Source organism: Seonamhaeicola marinus (assembly GCF_008085455.1).
Genome location: NZ_VSDQ01000577.1, coordinates 77,375 through 92,238 on the forward strand (window position 1 = coordinate 77,375; position 14,864 = coordinate 92,238).

17 protein-coding genes are annotated in these 14,864 nt (G+C 32.0%); 11 read left to right on the plus strand and 6 right to left on the minus strand.

Features of this window, described 5'->3' with window-relative positions; translation table 11 throughout:
- Nucleotides 1-14 precede the first annotated feature (14 nt).
- Genes FUA24_RS08710 through FUA24_RS08720 form a run of 3 tightly spaced genes read right to left on the minus strand, consistent with a single transcriptional unit; the run spans nt 15 to nt 1,863 of the window.
- A complete protein-coding gene (locus tag FUA24_RS08710) occupies nt 15-548 on the minus strand; it encodes a KdsC family phosphatase (RefSeq protein WP_148541416.1) in 534 nt (177 codons plus the stop codon).
- Nucleotides 538-1,296 (minus strand): Rossmann-like and DUF2520 domain-containing protein, encoded by a 759-nt coding sequence (locus tag FUA24_RS08715; RefSeq protein WP_148541418.1) that lies wholly within the window; start codon nt 1,294-1,296, stop codon nt 538-540. The genes FUA24_RS08710 and FUA24_RS08715 overlap by 11 nt, the downstream gene beginning before the upstream one ends.
- An 18-nt stretch (nt 1,297-1,314) precedes the next feature.
- Nucleotides 1,315-1,863, minus strand: coding sequence for a Crp/Fnr family transcriptional regulator (locus FUA24_RS08720; RefSeq protein WP_246147002.1), 549 nt, complete (start codon nt 1,861-1,863; stop codon nt 1,315-1,317).
- A gap of 116 nt (nt 1,864-1,979) precedes the next feature.
- Between FUA24_RS08720 and FUA24_RS08725 the strand changes: the two genes are divergently transcribed.
- From FUA24_RS08725 to FUA24_RS08765, 9 genes are all read left to right on the plus strand, one after another.
- A complete protein-coding gene (locus FUA24_RS08725) occupies nt 1,980-2,267 on the plus strand; it encodes a hypothetical protein (protein ID WP_148541422.1) in 288 nt (95 codons plus the stop codon).
- 6 nt (nt 2,268-2,273) lie between these two features.
- Complete coding sequence (locus FUA24_RS08730; protein WP_148541425.1) at nt 2,274-2,663, plus strand: group III truncated hemoglobin; 390 nt, start codon at nt 2,274-2,276, stop codon at nt 2,661-2,663.
- Nucleotides 2,664-3,064: 401 nt separating this feature from the next.
- Nucleotides 3,065-6,313, plus strand: a complete 3,249-nt coding sequence (ccsA, locus tag FUA24_RS08735) for a cytochrome c biogenesis protein CcsA (RefSeq protein WP_148541427.1) — start codon at nt 3,065-3,067, stop codon at nt 6,311-6,313.
- Between the two features lie 348 nt (nt 6,314-6,661).
- Complete coding sequence (locus FUA24_RS08740) at nt 6,662-7,237, plus strand: RNA polymerase sigma factor (protein WP_148541429.1); 576 nt, start codon at nt 6,662-6,664, stop codon at nt 7,235-7,237.
- Nucleotides 7,237-7,422, plus strand: coding sequence for a hypothetical protein (locus FUA24_RS08745; protein WP_148541430.1), 186 nt, complete (start codon nt 7,237-7,239; stop codon nt 7,420-7,422). Before FUA24_RS08740 ends, FUA24_RS08745 begins: the two co-directional genes overlap by 1 nt.
- Before the next feature lie 20 nt (nt 7,423-7,442).
- Nucleotides 7,443-8,258 carry a mechanosensitive ion channel family protein gene (locus FUA24_RS08750; RefSeq protein WP_148541432.1) on the plus strand — a complete coding sequence of 272 codons (816 nt, stop codon included), beginning with the start codon at nt 7,443-7,445 and terminating at the stop codon, nt 8,256-8,258.
- A 131-nt stretch (nt 8,259-8,389) separates the two neighbouring features.
- Nucleotides 8,390-9,091: a hypothetical protein gene (locus FUA24_RS08755; protein ID WP_148541434.1), complete on the plus strand. Its 702-nt coding sequence runs from the start codon at nt 8,390-8,392 to the stop codon at nt 9,089-9,091.
- 10 nt (nt 9,092-9,101) lie between these two features.
- Nucleotides 9,102-9,989, plus strand: coding sequence for an alpha/beta hydrolase (locus FUA24_RS08760; RefSeq protein ID WP_148541435.1), 888 nt, complete (start codon nt 9,102-9,104; stop codon nt 9,987-9,989).
- 13 nt (nt 9,990-10,002) lie between these two features.
- Complete coding sequence (locus tag FUA24_RS08765; RefSeq protein ID WP_148541437.1) at nt 10,003-10,809, plus strand: hypothetical protein; 807 nt, start codon at nt 10,003-10,005, stop codon at nt 10,807-10,809.
- A gap of 178 nt (nt 10,810-10,987) precedes the next feature.
- On the opposite strand, the gene FUA24_RS08770 is transcribed toward FUA24_RS08765, so the two are convergent.
- Together FUA24_RS08770 and FUA24_RS08775 are read right to left on the minus strand one after the other, a co-directional pair.
- On the minus strand, nt 10,988-11,704 hold the full coding sequence (locus FUA24_RS08770) for a LytR/AlgR family response regulator transcription factor (protein WP_148541439.1): 717 nt from the start codon (nt 11,702-11,704) through the stop codon (nt 10,988-10,990).
- Between the two features lie 3 nt (nt 11,705-11,707).
- Nucleotides 11,708-12,763 (minus strand): sensor histidine kinase, encoded by a 1,056-nt coding sequence (locus FUA24_RS08775; protein ID WP_148541441.1) that lies wholly within the window; start codon nt 12,761-12,763, stop codon nt 11,708-11,710.
- A gap of 179 nt (nt 12,764-12,942) precedes the next feature.
- Between FUA24_RS08775 and FUA24_RS08780 the strand changes: the two genes are divergently transcribed.
- Nucleotides 12,943-13,335, plus strand: coding sequence for a MotA/TolQ/ExbB proton channel family protein (locus FUA24_RS08780; RefSeq protein ID WP_148541443.1), 393 nt, complete (start codon nt 12,943-12,945; stop codon nt 13,333-13,335).
- A 127-nt stretch (nt 13,336-13,462) separates the two neighbouring features.
- Nucleotides 13,463-14,131, plus strand: coding sequence for an SLATT domain-containing protein (locus FUA24_RS08785; RefSeq protein ID WP_148541445.1), 669 nt, complete (start codon nt 13,463-13,465; stop codon nt 14,129-14,131).
- Here FUA24_RS08785 and FUA24_RS08790 read toward each other — a convergent pair whose 3' ends face one another.
- Nucleotides 14,132-14,749 carry a FeoB-associated Cys-rich membrane protein gene (locus FUA24_RS08790; protein WP_148541447.1) on the minus strand — a complete coding sequence of 206 codons (618 nt, stop codon included), beginning with the start codon at nt 14,747-14,749 and terminating at the stop codon, nt 14,132-14,134.
- Nucleotides 14,750-14,864 lie beyond the last annotated feature (115 nt).

Below are 14,864 nucleotides of genomic sequence, written 5' to 3' on the forward strand. Positions count from 1 at the left end.
AGAGTCAATTAGACTTAATCATATTTGGCATTAAAATTACCATTCCATTTGTTATGAACTTTTAGTACCTGTTCAATAACATCACGAACAGCACCTTTACCTCCATTTTTATGTGAAATGTATTTTGAAATACCTTTTATTTCTTGAACAGCATCTTGCGGACAACATGGTAGGCCAACCAATTTCATCACTGGAAAATCTGGTATATCATCTCCCATGTATAGTGCGTTTTCAAGTTTTACGCCTTTATTGTTAAGGTATTCGTTTAATTGGTCAATTTTATTATGTGCGCCCAAATAAATATCCTTAATACCTAATCCGGATAAACGCTTTCTAACCCCTTCATTAGAACCACCTGAAATTATACAAACGTTAAACCCCGCATCCACAGCTGTTTTTAGAGCATACCCATCTTTTATATTCATAGTTCTTAGCATGTCTCCATTAGTCATTATGGTAACACTACCATCGGTTAAAACGCCATCAACATCAAAAATAAAGGTGTTAATGTTTTCTAGGTATTCTTTATAACTTTTATTATCGTCCATGAGTTTTCTTAATAGATTCAGTTAATACGTTGTATATAGCCTTATGTTCTTCGCTTTGCAACAACTTTAAATGTTTATTAATGGTTTTTTTATCGTTTCTTTTAGCTGGACCAGTTTGGGCCATATAAGGAGAGAGGTCCTGTACTTTTTTTGCGGTCTCCAAGATTAAGGGCTTTAATAAATCGAATTCAGCGCCTTCACTTTCTGTAATCTCATGACCTATTCTGTATAACTGATTCGTAAAGTTATTTACAAATACAGCTGCTAAATGCAAGACTTTGCGCTGATCGCTATTTACCTTTTTTACAGGACTACCAATGGAAATTGCTAATTCTTTTAAAATGTGATAATCTGGTTTATCTAAAGTCTCTATACAAATAGGAACGTTTGCAAAATCTAATTGTGCAGTTTTACTGAACGTTTGTAACGGATAGAATACACCCCGTTTGTGTTTTTTATCTAAATCATGAACATTAACGCTCCCGGAAGTATGTACTACAATTTTGTTTTCTAAAGGTAACTGAGATGAAACAGAAGCTACAGCATCATCGCTTACGGCAAGTATATAAATATCGGCGTCTTTAAGATTATTTAAGTCATCCGTAATATCAACTTCATTCTTAAACGTTTGCAAGCTTTTTAAGCTTCTATTGTACCATTGGTTTACACTTACATTTTCACTTTTAGTAAAGGCTTTGTATAAATGTGTTGCAACGTTACCTGCCCCTATAATAATTACTGAAATCATACCGCTAAAATAGAAGTATTATATAAAAACTTTACGGTTTTTAATGGTTAATTTATGCTCTTTTTCTAGTTTCTTAATTGCTCTTATTACGGTTTCAACTCTAAGTCCTGTTAGTTCAGAAATCTGTTGCCTTGTTAAATTTACTTCAAATGTACCTTCTTCTTTGCTGTTGTCTTTAAGGTGTTTTAGTAAAGAGATAATTCGGTGTTCTGGTGGATAAATTGAAATTTCTCGAGCTATTTTGGCCTTATACACCATACGTTTACATAGTAATTTCGTAAACTTTAAATGAATTTCAGGATGGGCTTTTAAAAGCTCAAAAAATTTGTCTTTAGGAAGTTGGTAAACCTTAGTTTCAGCATTACACAAAGCAGCTGCGGGATATTTATAGTCGCCAAAAAGAGGAGGTTCTCCAAAGGATTCATTATCGTTAAAATAACCTTGTACAAACTCTTTACCATCTTCTGTTAAGTTGTACATTTTAATACTTCCGTTTTTAATTTGGTAATAGTAATTGGGCGTTTCACCTTCATTAAAAACCATGTCATTTTTTTGTAATGACTTCACGGCTGGTTGGTATGTTTCTAGGACATCTAAGGGTATCATATTGTTATGATTTGAATCATAAATGAGCAAAGATAGATTATAGAATTTTGCCTTGTATTAATTTTAATAGTCAAGGTATGAAATTTTATAGTAAGAGTTTAAAGGAGTTTTCAAGCAATATGGAGTTGTATGTGCCACTTAGTATTATTTTTCAAAGTTGCGTAGGTTCTATTGCAGCTATGTATGTGCTTATGAATAGTAAAGCGGCTTCATTTTTATTGGAATTAACCCTTTGTGTATCTGTAACCATGTTATACAATGCGTTTATTATGGCGCAGATTAAAAAGAAGTGGATTTTTAATTTATTATTGGTATCGGTTTTATTGAATATATTTTTAATAATATTGAATGTAAATCGGCTATAGCTTTAAATGAAAAAATCGGATATAAAAAATAGAGACGATGTGTACTTATTGGTGTCTTCATTTTACGAAAAAGTTAGAAATGAAGACACTTTGGGGCCTTTTTTTAATTCTATAATTAAAGATTGGGATGCGCATTTAGAAACGTTAACCACGTTTTGGGAATCTAGTTTGTTTTTAAAAACGAAGTATTATGGAAATCCATTAGAAGTACATGTAAAGGTCGATCAAGATAACAACCAAAGCATTACAGAGCTGCACTTTGGAATATGGCTTAATTTATGGTTGCAGACCATAGATGAGCTTTTTGAGGGCGATTATGCAGAAAACGCTAAAAGGCGTGCCAGAAAAATGGGAACTTTCCTTTATATGGAAATATTTAAAGCAAGAATGGAGTAGTGTTTAGTATTAAGTGAGCAGTATTCAGTAAGCAGTATACAGTATTAAGTTTGCAGTTGGAAGAACGTTTAAAACAATTGAGGTTAAATGTCATTGCTGAGGAGATAGGATCGTGACAATCTTCTAATTGAATGAGCGTCTTAGCGTCTTTGCTAGAAATTTTAGTATTCAGGTTTGCATAGGTTAATACTACTGAGCGAGGTAGCATTTATTGGGAGAACCTCTAAAAATCCACTTTTACAATAGCTCATAATTGTATTATTTTTTAGAATATGATATTTTAATTTCGAAATTTTAATACTTCTGTCTTTAGCCTTAATACTTCAAGCTTTAAGCAAACTTTAACAAGGTAAAACAAACTTAAATGCCTAAATTTGCACGATATTTAACAGGCTATAACCATGCAAAAGAAACTAGCTAACATTCTTTTTTCAACTCGACTTACTGGTATATTATTTATTGTTTTCGCGGCAGCCATGATTACGGGAACATTCCTGGATCAAGGTCAAGAAACATCACCAACACCATACACAAGAAATTTAATCTACAACGCATGGTGGTTTGAGGCTATTATGGGCATGTTTGTTATCAACTTTGTTGGTAATATTTTTAGATATAGATTATTTAGAAAAGAAAAATGGGCGGTTTTACTATTACATGTTGCGTTTATTTTCATTTTTTTAGGAGCATTTATAACGAGGTATATAAGTTTTGAAGGAATGATGTCTATACCTGAAGGAGGCACTGAAAATACATTTCTTTCTCAAAAAACATATATCTCAGCTTTTGTAGATGGCGATTATCAAATAGACGGTGTACAACAACGTTTGCCTTTAGAATATGAAGTAGACTTCTCTAAACGACTAAATAATAAGTTTCATGAAGCGTCTAATTACAATAATCAACCTTTTGAAATTGAGTTAGAAAAGTTTATTGTTGGAGCAGAGGAGGACATTATACCAGACGACAATGGCGAAGCGTATTTAAAGATAGTAGAGTCTGGTGGAGGAGGTGCTCATAACCATTTTTTAAAAGTAGGAGAGCAGGCAAGCATACATAATGTAATTTTTACTTTAAACAATCCTGCACAGGGTGCGGTAAATTTACATTACGATGGAGAGGCTATTTCAATAGATTCTCCTTTTGAAGGGACTTACATGGTTATGGCTACTCAAGAACAAGGTGCTTTAACAAAAGATAGTATCCAGCCCTTAAAATTAAGAGCATTATACAGAATTGGAAATATGCAAATGGTATTTCCTAAGCCTATTGTTAAAGGTGTCTTTGACGTGGTACAGAAATCACAAGTTTTAAAGAATGATGAAGATGGTATTGTGTTAAAAGTTACATCTAATGGAGAAACCAAGCGAGTTGGCGTTTTGGGAGGACCTGGAATGACAAGGCCGCATAAAAAGGTTAATGTTGGCGGATTAGATTTTAATTTTCAATATGGGTCTAAAGTCCTGGAACTACCTTTTAGTATTAAATTGAATGATTTTGAGGCTGATAAATTCCCTGGTTCTGATATTAATGCTGCTTATTCCAGTCAGGTTACTGTAATAGATAAGGAAGAAGGTAGTTTTGATTATAAGATTTATATGAATAATATCTTAAATCATAAAGGCTATAGGTTCTTTCAATCTAGTTTCTTTCCAGATGAAAGCGGCACAATACTTTCGGTAAACCATGATTATTGGGGTACATTACTTACATACATAGGATACTTTATGTTGTACCTAGGTTTAATGGCTATTTTGGTTGTTAGAGGCACAAGGTTTTCTGATTTAAGAAAGCAACTCAGAAATGTAAAAGAAAAGAAGGCAAAATTCCTTGCTGTATGGCTTGTAATGTTTTCTTTAAGTGGTTTTGCTCAAGAAAAACATTCGGAAAACGACGGACATGATCATGGTTCGCAAACAACCGTAAGAACAAAAATAGCTAAGGCTCAGATAGATTCTATATTGGCGGAAAATATTACATCGAAAGAACATGCCGAGAAATTTGCACATTTGGTTATTCAAGATCTCGATGGAAGAATGAAACCTGTAAGCACCTATGCTTCTGAAATGCTTCGAAAAGTTAGTAATAGTGATACGTACGAAGGTTTTGATGCGCATCAAGTATTTCTGTCTATGCAAGAAAGTCCTAGGCTGTGGTATAATGTTCCTATTATAGATTTAGAGTATAAAAAAGCAGATACCATACATTACATTATTGGTACAAATACTAAAGACAGACGCGTTGCCTTAGCTGATTTTTTTACAGATAAAGGGGCTTATAAGTTAGATCCTTATTTAGAAGATGCTTTTAGTACAACCGTACCTAATGGATATCAAAAGAAAATACAAGAAGCGCATAGACAAGTAAGTTTACTTTATAATACTATAGAAGGTGCCTCGTTAAAGTTATTTCCTGTTCCTAATGACCCTAAAAATACTTGGATATCTTCTTATGATTATAAGTTCGGACAGCATAATATTCAGGACTCGCTTTACGGGAGTTTTATAAAAAACGGATTTCAGGCTTATTTAGTAACCCTAAATAGAGCAAAACAAACGGGCGATTTTACCGAGGTGGATAAATTGCTTACAGCATTTAAAAAAACACAGCATAAATATGGTAGTGATGTTATGCTAAATGATGATAAGATTCATACTGAGGTATTGTACAATAAGTATGATATTTTCAAAAAGCTGTATAAATGGTATATGTATGCTGGATCTTTAATGTTTATTTTACTTATAGTTCAAATCTTTAAAGATAAAAACAAGGTTATATCGGTATTGGTAACCTTTTTTAAATGGCTAATTGTTGCGCTGTTTTTACTTCATTTAGGAGGTCTTATTATGCGTTGGTATGTTTCGGGTCATGCACCATGGAGTGATGCTTATGAATCTATGATTTATGTGGCATGGTCTACAATGCTGTTTGGTTTAATTACTGGTATAAGTAAGAAAAATGGTAAGTCTGTCTTAAGTCTTAATAAATCCGGTTCAGATTTAACCATTGCCGCAGCTGCTTTTGTCACTTCAATGTTGTTATGGGTTGCGCATATGCAATGGATGGATCCTGCTATAGGAAATCTTCAACCTGTTTTAAATAGTTATTGGTTAATGATTCACGTAGCTGTGATTGTCGCCAGTTATGGTCCTTTTACTTTGGGTATGATTCTAGGTGTAGTATCATTATTTTTAATGGCTGTTACTAATAGTAAGAACAGAACTAAAATGGATTTAAATATTAAGGAACTTACTATTATTAATGAGATGGCACTTACGGTAGGTTTAGTAATGCTTACCATTGGTAACTTTTTAGGTGGTATGTGGGCTAACGAAAGCTGGGGACGCTATTGGGGCTGGGACCCCAAAGAAACTTGGGCCTTAATAAGTATCATGATATATGCTTTTGTAATTCATATGCGTTTAATTCCAGGACTTAGAGGCCGATGGTTCTTTAATCTATGCTCAGTAATAGCAATTGCTTTTATCATATTCACTTATTTTGGAGTTAACTTCTACTTAGCTGGTTTACACTCGTATCAATCGGGTCAGCAATTAGATAGTTTTAAAAGTATTGCAATAGCCCTTAGTATTGTGGCTGTTTTAGGGGTATTTAGCTATAAAGGTTATGTAAAGTATTATAAGAAATAAATTTCTGAGAAAGTATAAACTTTAAACTATAAAATATTTTAAAAAAATGGCTTCGGCCATTTTTTTTTGGATTAACATGTAGTTAAACGTGTTTTTAAAGTAATTCGTCGGTATTCCTAAACAAAACTGAAAATCTGTATTTTTTGGTTGTGGTTTTATTTAGTATTGGGGGACAAACCATTTTTCTTAATCTCAATGTTAACTTTTCCTATTAATTTTATTACATTTAGCCATCGTAAACAACTCGTTAACATGGTGTTAAATTTCCAAATTAAAATTTTAAAAAAAACTTCTGGTAGATCTGTGACTTTATAATTCTGTGTGTGTCATAACTATCAACAAAACAAATTGAAAACCCTGGACAAATTTAAAACACAATCCGACGAGGATTTAGTCAAAGCAATAGTAAAAAACAACGATACGTTGCTTTTTGAAATACTGTATGACAGGTATTCAATGCTTGTATATAACAAATGTTTAGGTTTTGCTAAAGACGATGACGAAGCAAAAGACCTAGCTCAAGATATTTTTTTAAAACTATTTGTTAAGTTAGCAAGTTTTAAAGGTAATTCTAAGTTTTCTACATGGCTATATGCATTTACGTATAACCATTGTGTAAATTATGTTACCAGAAATACTGCTAAAAAGTTTGAAAAGAAAGCCGTTGATTATAAGGACATAGAAAACCTTTCTGAAGATGGATATGAAGATGAGAATAGTTTTTTAAGTATGAAAGTTGACAAACTGAAGGTAGCAATAGAACAAATTTCTCCAGATGAGAAAATGATTTTACTGCTAAAATATCAAGACTCATTATCTATAAAAGAGATTGTGACTGCCTTAGGTATAGGAGAAAGCGCTGTGAAAATGAGAATTAAGCGTGCAAAAGATAAATTAATAACCGTATATAATAACCTTAAGTAATGGATAACCCATTTAAATATGTAAATACGCCTCTTAAGGAAGTACCACAAGAGCTCAAGTCTAAGGTTATGAGTGATATAGCAATGGCAAAATTACTCATGGAGTTAGCTGCTTTGTTTTCTTATAATATTGGAGATGTTATTGAGTCGGTTATGAAGCAAAGAGATGCGAAAACCAAAAATTGAAACCCTAACCCGATATAAAAATGGAAAATGTAGAACAATGGAAAGAAACGGCTCTTAACTCTCTAGAGGCCATGTGGCCAGTTTTAGCTAAAATACTACTAGCACTAGTAGTATTGATAGTAGGCTGGCTTGTAACAAAACTTATTGTTGGAATTATCAAAAAAGCTTTAAAAGTAGCAAAAGTCAGTAAGTTAGATGATAAAATAAATGAAATTGAAATTGTAGAGGGTAAAAAGCTAAATTTCAATACAATTAAAATAGCTACAAAGTCTGTAAAATGGATTATGTATATCATACTAATAATTATAGTATCGGATATACTTGGTTTAACCATGATTTCAGAACAGATAGCTAGTCTGTTAGCGTATTTGCCAAAATTATTTTCAGCTTTAGTGGTATTTACTATTGGTCTGTTTTTAGCAAATGCAATAAAAAAAGGCTTAAAGTCGTTTTTTGAATCGATGGATTTATCTGGTGCAAAAATTATAAGTCAGGTAGTATTCTTCATCATATTAATTTTTACTTCTATAACAGCTTTAAATCAAGCTGGGGTAGACACAGAGATTATTACAAGTAATATCACTTTAATTTTAGGAGCCTTCTTATTGGCATTTGCCATAGCTTTTGGATTAGGAGCTCATAAAATTGTAACGGAAATATTAAAAACGTTTTATGCTAGAAAGACGTTTGAAGTAGGACAAGTAATTGAGTTTAATGGCGTAAAAGGCGAGGTAGATGCTGTAGAAAATATGCGTATCATTCTTAAGACTAAGGATGGCAAATTAGCAGTACCTATAAAAGATTTAACTGAGAGTCAAGTAAAAATACAGGATTAACTTTTAGTTAGGGTTAAAATTTGGTTGGTTATTTCTGTAAATTGAAAGATTCTTATAAACCCTTCTCATTTTTTGGGAAGGGTTTTTTATTAGGCGTTAAATTAATACCTTAGACTTCAAATTCTTTTTAAATGAGTCTTCGTATAACAATCCTGCTCCTTACTTTTTGTATTGCTAAAACCATAGCACAAACGGGAATTCCTGAGAACTATGAACTGGTGTATTCTCAAAATTTTGAGCAACCACAAGCCATTAATGATTTTGAAATGACCGATCCCAATGTTTGGATTAGTGTAAACGGAGAAAATGGCAAGTGTTTAGAACTCTACACACAAAGTAATTATAAACCTAATGTACGATCACCCTTTAACATGGCGGTAATTAAAGATGTTAAGGTTGGGGATTTTATAATGGAAATTAGATTAAACCAGAATGGACGGGAATATCCTCATAGAGATTTGTGTTTAATGTTCGGAATTAACAATGCATCAAACTTCTATTATACCCACATTGCTTCTAAGGCAGATGACCATGCTAACAGTATTTTTATTGTAAATGACGAGCCCAGAACTAGTATTGCAGAAGAGCGAACAGATGGTGTTAACTGGGGAAAGACATATTCATGGCATACAGCAAGAGTGGTAAGAAAGGTTGAAGAAGGGCTTATTGAAATCTACTTTGATGATATGAGCAAGCCCATAATGAAAGCTACGGATACACATTTTAAATCGGGCTATTTAGGCTTCGGTTCTTTTGATGATACGGGAAAATTTGACGATATAAAAATTTGGGCTCCTGAAGTCTTAAAAGATAAAAATACTATCCTAAAATAAGCATGTTCTTATGAAAACTAAGACTATTTTTTTGTCATTCTTTTATGTTGTCTTCTCCACCTTTTTTCTTCCAGTTTTTGGACAAAAACGGCCAGATGTTTCTGAATTTGTTCCACAATATGTAACAGTTACTAAAGATATTCCATATGTAACATATGGGAATAGAACACTGTTATTGGATTTGTATAAGCCTAACACCTATAAAAAGAACCTAGCAACTATAGTGATTATTCGTGGTGGAGGGTTCAGAATTGGAGATAAAAACGGATTTGCGCCTATGGCTGCTGCTTTTGCAAAAGAAGGTTTCGCTACAATATGTATTGAATACAGGACTATAAAAGAAGCTCTTTTTCCGGCTGCAATTAAAGATTCTAAAATGGCTGTTAGGTGGATTCACGAACATGCCAAAACCTATGATTTAGATGTTAATAGAATTGGTGTTATAGGTGGTTCTGCAGGTGCTCACTTATCCATGATGCTTGGAGTTTCTGGAGATGTTACAGCGCTAAATCCAGATTTGAATTCTAAACTTTATAAAGTCCATGCTGCCGTTGTGTTAGAGGCTGATGCCGATTTTTCTACAGCTACAGATGATAAAAACTTAATTGATTGGTTAGGCGTGTCTTATTCTGAAAATCGGAAGAAATGGGAATTAGCCTCTCCAATATATCATATTGATGATACCGATCCTCCAATGTTATTCATTCATGGTGTTAAAGATCATATTGTTCCTATAGAGCAGTCCTTAAACAGTGTTGAATTACTTATAAAAAACAATGTTTATAGTGAGCTAATTGCATTGCCTTCTGTTGGACATGGCTTTTGGGGAACCAAAAAGTGGTTTGACTTCACCATAGGTAGGGCAACGTTGTTTTTTAAAGAACAATTGCAATTTTAGAAATTACGTGACTATGAAACGCAAAGAGTTATTCGAATTTGAAGATTTTAACTGGTTCCCGGAAAGTATTAGAACAGGTTTAACTAATCTTATTTTGGTCTTTCATAAAATGATGGGAACTACCGAAGTATTAGCAACTTTAATTGGTAATTTAAGAGCACAATTAAAGTTTGATACAATTGTAGACATGGGGTCTGGCTCAGGAGGTCCTATGCCCAATGTTGTTAAAGCAATGAATGAAAATTCTAGTGACACTATTTTAAACTTATTACTTACAGATTTACACCCCAACAAAGCTTTGGTAGAAAAGATAAACAATGATACTATTGATTATATAAGCTATAGGGAAAAGCCCTTAAACGCACTAGATTTCTCTGAAATACCTAGTGGTTTAAAAACAATGATTGCAAGTTTTCATCATATGTCTCCTAGAAATGCTAAACAGATTTTAAAAACCGCTTCTGATAATAAACAACCTATTTTTATTTTTGAATTAGCAAAGAATAATGTGCCTTTTGTAGCTTGGTTGTTACTACTTCCTTTGTCGCTGTCAATTCTAATTATCATGTCTTTAGTCATGACACCATTTTCAAAGAATTTAACTTTTACGCAATTACTGTTTACCTACATTATTCCTATAATACCAATAGCTTATGCCTGGGATGGACAAGCTTCTTTAATGAGAACCTATTCTTTTAATGATATTAATACGTTATTAGCCGATATTAGAGAACCTAACTTTACTTGGGAAATAAATGAAGCTGTTAAACCAAATGGTAAGAAAATGGGCTATTACATTCTTGGGTATCCAGAATCTTAAAGTAATGTGAGATAGGTGTTTAATAATTTTTATAATTCAGACGAAGAATGAGTAAGAGTTTCTAAATAATGAGATTGCTCGTCACTCGTGCCTCGTTCCGTCGAAATGACAATAGATCATTTTTTAGTTTCTGAGTATTACTTTGTTGTATTCACAATTAAATTGAACTCTTATCAAATCAAAATTTTTCTAATCTATTAAGAACCTCCTTTTTATAACTTCTACTAATTGGAAGCGACTTTTTATGAATAGTTATTTCTTCATTTGTAAAAGAGGAAATATTAGAGAGCGAAATGATAAACGATCTATGTATGCGCATAAATTTATGACTGGGAAGTTTAGCCTCAACTGCTGTTATTGTTTCTCTAGTTACAACGGTTTCATTATTTAAATGAATTTTTAAATAATCGCTGTAGCTTTCAATATAAACAATAGCATCGAAATCTATTTTTATCATTCTTCTATCCGAACGAACAAACATAAATTCATTACCAGAAGGACTTGCTGTCACCTCCGAATTAATGTCGCTATAAGTATCAAAATAATTATTTACTGCTTTAAGCAAACGTTCAAAAGATATAGGTTTTAAGAGATAATCAACGGCTTGCAATTCAAAGCCTTCAACAGCATAGTCTCTGTAAGCGGTTGTGAAAATTATTTTAATATCCTTGCTAATAGATTTGGCAAAAGAAATACCAGATACTTCGGGCATGTTAATATCAAGAAATAGCAAATCAACATGGTTATTTCTAAGAAAATTAAAACCTTCAATAGCATTATTGCACGATTCAACCTTTGCTATATTAGGTATTTTAGAAAGATGCGTAGCTATTATTTCTTGAGCTATTACTTCATCATCTATAATTAAACACGATATGTTTTTTTTGCTTGACAAATGCTAAACTAAATCTAATTGTAATTCTACTTTAAAGATACCGTTTTTATGGTCTATTTTTAGAAGGTATTTGTCCTTATAAAGTAAATCTAATCGTTTTTGAATATTAGTAAGACCAATGCCCGTATTATCAAAACCATCTTCAGAACATGTGTTTTCTATAAAGAAAGATAGGCTTTTAACATCACAACTAATACGGGAATTAATCGTTAAAATACCATTTCTTAATGTCCCGTGTTTAAAGCTGTTTTCAACAAAAGGCAGTAATAACATTGGCGCAATTTGAATATCATTTGAAACAGTCTCTTTCACGTTAAAATTAATATTTAGCGTATTGTTAAAACGCATTTTTTCTAGCTCAATATAGTCCTTAATATGGTGTATTTCATCTATTAAAGAGACAAAAGGTTTGTCTACTTTATAGAGCAAATAATCTAGTAAGTTAGAAAGCTTTAATATCATTTCTGGTGTCTCGTTAGCCTTTTTTAAGGCAAACCCATACATGGTGTTTAAAGTATTAAACAGAAAATGCGGATGAATTTGCATTTTCAAATAATTAAGCTCTTGCTCTTTTAATTTTAATTGGGCTTCTAAAATTTTGTTTTCAAGTTCGCTGGTTTCTTTACTATGTTTTAAGTTAAGCTTTAGAAGTTTGTAGCCACTCGCAATAATAACTACAAGATACACCGCGGTAGTAACAAATAAAAGGCTTCTGCTAATTGGAGCCATGTCTTTATATTCAAAATTTGATAAATAAATTAAGCCATAGAAAACAGAAATAACTATGAGATAAGCAGAAATAACGATGGTGCAAAACGTGTAAAATCCAAATTTTAGATAACGTTTAGTAATAAGATATTCCGGAATTAATTTATATATAAATACATAAGTTGTGGCTACTGTAATAGGCATTAAAAAAACTGAAAATGATAATACATAATTAAAGTTGCCACTATTAAAACCAAAAAAGTAAGTGTAGAACAAAAGTACACCAGCCCAAAAGAGCAGATGTAAAATTATTTTACCAAGAAAAGGTATTATATGTTTGATAGTAATCATTGCATACAATATTACTATAATTTTTGTGTAGAAACCGTTTTTGTAGACAGATTACCAATTTAGTTGGCGTTTCTACAATGTGTTATATTTATGGTTAAATTAGTCATTCGTCGCATTTAAAATTGTGCAAGGTATAAGCCTTATACATTTGTTGCATGTTTAATTAAAATCAAATTATTATGTACGTTTTATCAATTTATGCACTAAATGTTTTTGTAGATAGGTTTATGGAAGGAGGGCCATTATTTATGTCCATGATATTAATATGTTTGTTAGTATCTATAGCCTTTATTATTCTTGGTTTTGTGAATTTGAAAAAGAACATAGATACCTCCAAGAAAATGTTAAGTTTAGCCTCGGATACCAGTATTTTGGGTTTGGTTATTGGGTTTTTAGGTTCCATTATTGGTATGATAACAGCTTTTGATGCCATAGAAGCCATTGGCGATATTAGTACAGGTAAGATGGCAGGTGGTTTAAAAGTAGCTTTTTTAACCACTGTATTTGGAGCTGTAACTTTTATATTGCCACGTATAGGAATCATTATTTTAAAGTATTTACAAAAGTCTTAGATTAATAGTTACTAATAGATTTTGTGTACCCCTGTTCTTAATTGAAAAGGGGTTTTTTAAATTGTTAATAAGTTTGTGTCTTGTATTGTAGTTGAAATCTTATTTTTACTTTGAAAAAGTACAATAAATGGCAACAAATATTATTGATTTTGAAGGTTCAAAAGACTATTTAGAGAAAAGTTTCCTTGAGGAATTAAATTATAAAATTTGGTCTACACGAAGTTCTCGTTTTAATGCAGATAAAAGACTTAAAACCAGAGCGAAGTTATCAAATATAAGTTTGGCAATACTGTCTGCTTACCTCATTATTGCGGGACTTATGTCGGTTTATAATGTTAATGTTGGTAATGATGTTAATTTAATTAACTACGCTATAACAGGGCTTTCCATTCTATTATTAGTTTTTAGTCAGTATGAAAATGCACAAGATTATAAACTCAATGCCAAAATATTTCATGACTGCGGACTAGAATTATCGGTGTTATACAATGAGTTAAGAGTTTTTAAAACCATAAAAAAGAATCCTGCCAATTCTGAGATTTATGAATTTGCCAAGAATTTATCAGAGCGTTATCAAATGGTTTTAAAAAACTATGATAATCACGCTACAATAGATTTTGATTTATTTCAAATACGGAATCTTAGCTATTTTAAAAAAGTAGCACCAGAGAAAGTAACACCATTTAATATTTTAAAAGTTAAAGCAAAATACTATTGGATGGTATACGGCTGGTATTCTATTATGATTATTATACCGCCTATACTATTTACACTATTGTTCGTTAATCTTTTATAACTACACAGTAAGTCTAGCCGTTTTTAATACTTTAAGAACTTCTCCCTTTTTAGGATTTTGAATTTTTTTAACTAATAAATAAGCAATTACTCCAAGAACGATTAACCCAACAATAATGGTTCCTGTAGTGCCAAGTGCTTCTGCAATAGCTGCTATTATCTTCTTAAAAAAAGCACGTCTTCCAGAAGTTTTTACCGTACCACCACCTTCAATTTCTAAAGCTGCGATATATGTAATCACAGATAAAACTGTAGCAATGGCTAAGGTAATTAGTTCGGGTATGACCTGTTTAAAAATGGAGTAATCTTTTAGTTCTACACCTTTAAGATTGTTTTTTAAGTATGACCTTATTTCAGCATAGGTGGTATGATCTAAAACAAATTCTTCTTCATCCGTTTTATCGTCTTTAAAATTACATTGTATTGTTGTGTCTGAATCAATGAGTACAATATCTTTTAAATCTTCATATCGGATACTTTTTATAGCACCTAGATTTTTATTTTCAATAAGGTCTGCAATATTGACTCCTTTAGGTTGATTGGATAGCCAAAAAGCTTTTTCGGTAGGGATGAAGTAGGTGTCTTTGGTATCAGTCTGAGAGATTATCCAAGTTTTCATAATGCGTTTAGTTAGGCTTTTAAATTAAGTTGAAATAACAAGAATTTAAAAGTAAATAAATACAACAAATTACGAAAGAAAATATGTGAAATTAGTCAGATGCCAGAATTACGGA